We start from the raw sequence: 3597 nt of genomic DNA, 5'->3' as shown, positions 1-3597 counted from the left end.
ACAAAACCGGAATCGACGCCGCCGGCCGCGCCGGCGCGGTCAATACCGCCCGATGACCCCACACATCGAGATCGGCGTGCTCATCCTCATCGAGCAAATCGAACGACAACAACCGCCGAGTCAGGTCAGCCGTCATACACCTGCCTTAAACGAGCGGTAATCGCCACCCACTCCCGCTCTTCTGCTCGATCAATGCCTGACGCCGGCGATAATTCGTTGATCCAGGCGAAGGGCTCCACTCGAGCCTGCGGGAAAGACTGCGCCGTATTACGCCCCTCCGCGGCTCGCCGCTAAACCGGTGGTCCCGTGCGTTTTTCGGCGGCACGTCCCTCGCCTGACAGGGCTGGTCGTCGAAATCGCCGCGCCTTCAGCAGAAATTGACGCGGCGGAAGCATTCGCAGATTAGGCATTTGTGACCCCCAAAGAGAAACAAGAGTTAAGGTCCATCCTTATACCACTAGGCGATGACAGCTCTGGAATAGACGAAATTCTTCTGCCGGTGGCTAGAACAACCCAAACTTCAAAGCGTCCAAGTAAGCGGCATCGGTCGGGCACAGCTTCGAGAGACCGTCTGGCCAACACCCACGTAGGACGCGGCACCGAAGCTGAATCATCACCGACAGTGCAATCGGAACGGGGGCGTCAAGCTTCATCTGCTGCGTCCGAGTTTTGTTACGCTGTCCGCCATGCGGCGCCCTGTCGCCCTGATAACTGGGCCCACATCAGGAATCGGCGCTGGCTTCGCGCGATACTTCGCCGCTGACGGCTACGACCTGGTGCTGGTCGCGCGCGATGCTGACCGGTTGGCGCACCGGGCGGACGAACTGCGCAACGAGGCCGGCCACGGTGTCGAGGTTATGCCCGCCGATCTGGCCGACTCCGCGGACCGCGCCAAGGTTGCCGACCGGTTGACCGCGGGGGTGCGGGTACTGGTGAACAACGCCGGCATCGGCACATCGGGCAAATTCTGGACGACGGATCCCGAGTTGCTGCAGGCCCAGTTGGATATCAACGTGACCGCGGTGATGCAGTTGACGCGGGCCGCGCTACCGCCCATGCTCAACGCCCACGACGGCGCCGTCATCAACGTCGCCAGCGTTGCTGGGCTCAGACCGGGCCAGGGGTACCCGGCGTACTCGGCGTCGAAGGCGTGGGTGGTGTCGTTCACCGAGGGCTTGGCCGGCGGACTGAAGGGAACCGGCGTCAGCGTGCATGCCGTGTGCCCGGGGATGACGCGCACCGACTGGCATCGCCGGGCGGGGATCGACGTGAGTTCCGTGCCGTCGTTCTGGTGGCTTGAAGTCGACGACGTGATACGGAAAAGCATGGCCGATATCGCCCGCGGCAAAGTCATCAGCGTTCCGGGGGTACAGAACAAGGCGCTGGGCATCGCCGGGCGAATAACGCCGCGAAATCCAATCCTGCGGACCGGCAACGTGATTCGACGGAACCGTGGCCGCACCTGAGCTCACAACCACCGGCCGCGCAGGAGCTGGCCGTGCGCCCGCTCCCAGCGTGCGCGACCGCTTCATACGGTCGGCGGTCTGATCCTCGCGCCGTTCGGGACGGCGACTGCCCTCATGGACTCGGCCGGCGCCCGATCCACGCATTCGGGTGCGTTGTTAAACAAATTGGTCAGGTGGCGAAATGCACCTCGTTCACGTGCGCGGCCACCCGCAAGGCGTTGGCTGCGACCGTTAAGCCGGGATTCAAGGCCGCGCTGGAAGGAAAAAACGAGCTGTCCACCACGTAGAGGTTGTCCACCTCGTGCGCCCGATTTTGTGGGTCCAGCACGCTGGTTTTGGGATCGGTACCGAAGCGGCACGTGCCGCAGACATGGGCCAGTTCTGTATTGCTCTTAGCGGTCCGAAAGGTGGTTTTGCGCAACGGCTTCAGCACCTCTTCCACCTGCCGCAAAAACACCGCCCGGCGCTCGATCTCGCTGGGGTGCCAACGATAGTGAATTCGGAGCCGCTGGCGGCCGTCCGAACTCGGCCGATCGGATGGCATGACGCGGTTGTCTAGATAGGGCAGGTCTTCCATGAAGGCCGTCAGCGCCAGTCCGCCGTTTTCGAACCGCTCGTAGATCGGGCGCACCGCCGGGCTTATCAAGCGCAGCGCGTTCGGCCACCGACCCGGGCGGTTGGTCAGATACTCCAGAGGCGGCATCGGGCCGAATGACTGCACGGTGCCGTATTTCTGTCCCTCCCAGAAATAGAAATCGTTCAGCCCGATCTCCTTATTTTGCGCGGTGATCTCGAGGCCGGGTTGCGGCCAGATCTTGATCCAGTCAGCGAGGTGACGCATCAGGTTGCGCCCCACCCAGTCCGAGCTGTTGGCTAATCCGCGCGGCCAATCACCCGAACGGGAATTGAGCAACAGCACCGGGGTGATCAGCGCGCCGGCGGCCACCACCACCACCTTGGCCTTCAGCGCCAGCCTGCCGGAGCGATGCTCGCAGATCACTTGCCGGACCTGCCGGCGGTCCGCCTCCAGCCGCACGGCCTGACATTCCGGCAGCAGCTGTGCGCCGTGCTCGGCAACGGCGGGCAACAGACAATCGCGGGCGGCATCCCTTTTGCACGACCGGTGACAGAGATACCCCTGACAAGGGACACAACCATCAACGTGATCGCAGGCCATCGGCAGGTGGTAGGGATGCAAACCGCGGTCTGTCAGGTAATCAACCAGCCGCTGGTTACCTGCCGAAAACGGCGGCGCCGCCGGCAGACCGACCTCGGCCGCCTCCGGGCGCAACGGATCAGGCTGGCCGCAGACCCCCAGCAGCTTCTCAGCGGCGGCATACCAGGGTCGCATCTGGTCGTAGGTGACCGGCCAGGCATCCGGCACGGTGGACTTGCCGGGGTGGCGGAAGTTCTGCCGGGGAGTGAAATCGCGAACGAAAAATCGCTCACAGACCGTGCCATAGATAGCAGACGACCCTCCCGTTCCGCTGCCGACGAGTGGCACAAAGCGCCGGGAGAAGCGTCCGCTGATGTCTTCGACCTCGTCGGTTGAGCGGCCGGCCCGGGCCAAGGCGTCGTAGTAGGCCTCTGCCGAACGGCCGGCCATTGACTCCTCCGCTTCGGGCATCGACGCGCGAATCGTGCCGGGCACCCCGGGCAGTGTCGAGCGACCCTTCTCAACAAAGAGCACACGGCGGCCTGACCGGGCCAGCGAGTAGCCCAGCATCCCCCCGCCCATGCCGGTGCCCACGACAATGACGTCCCAGACAATCTCTTCCGCCTCGCGGCCGTTCAGCGCGCCGTCAGCCAAAACCCAGCTCCTCAGCGGATGACCCCCAAGACCTGCCCGTCAGGGCGAATCACGAACGTATCATCGACCGCCACAAACCGGTCGCAGTTTCCCCCGAGGCCACGGCGCAGTGGATGTCCGATGACGTGCGGTGCCGTGTGTGGCAACCAACCGCAGGGACCCGCGCCGACCCACCGCTTCTTGACTCGCATGAAGCCAGTCGGCCAAGTTGTCGCAGTTTTACCCGGGGCTTTTCGCGACTACGGCCAAATCAGGCTCTTCGTAATTCAGAGTGCATTGACGAGTGTGTGGAGTGCGCCGCTGTGGAGCAGTGAGCGGATT

Annotated in this window: 2 protein-coding genes; one reads left to right on the top strand and one right to left on the bottom strand. The window is 63.9% G+C overall.

Annotated features, from left to right (window positions below; all coding sequences use genetic code 11):
- Window positions 1-686: 686 nt before the first annotated feature.
- The gene (locus ACFE99_RS24010) at window positions 687-1466 is read left to right on the top strand and encodes an SDR family NAD(P)-dependent oxidoreductase (RefSeq protein WP_375489235.1); all 780 of its coding nucleotides are present in this window, start codon (window positions 687-689) and stop codon (window positions 1464-1466) included.
- A 169-nt stretch (window positions 1467-1635) separates the two neighbouring features.
- On the opposite strand, the gene ACFE99_RS24005 is transcribed toward ACFE99_RS24010, so the two are convergent.
- Entirely contained in the window at window positions 1636-3276 is a 1641-nt protein-coding gene (locus ACFE99_RS24005) for a GMC oxidoreductase (protein WP_375489233.1), read from the bottom strand.
- Between the last annotated feature and the right edge of the window lie 321 nt (window positions 3277-3597).

This window comes from uncultured Mycobacterium sp. (genome assembly GCF_964249325.1).
In the GTDB taxonomy this organism is placed as follows: Bacteria; Actinomycetota; Actinomycetes; order Mycobacteriales; family Mycobacteriaceae; genus Mycobacterium.
This window is presented reverse-complemented; position numbering and strand designations above follow the sequence as displayed.

Coding starts and splice junctions, on each gene's coding strand:
- ACFE99_RS24010 (WP_375489235.1), top strand. CDS start 687: ATGCGGCGCCCTGTCGCCCTGATAACTGGGCCCACATCAGGAATCGGC.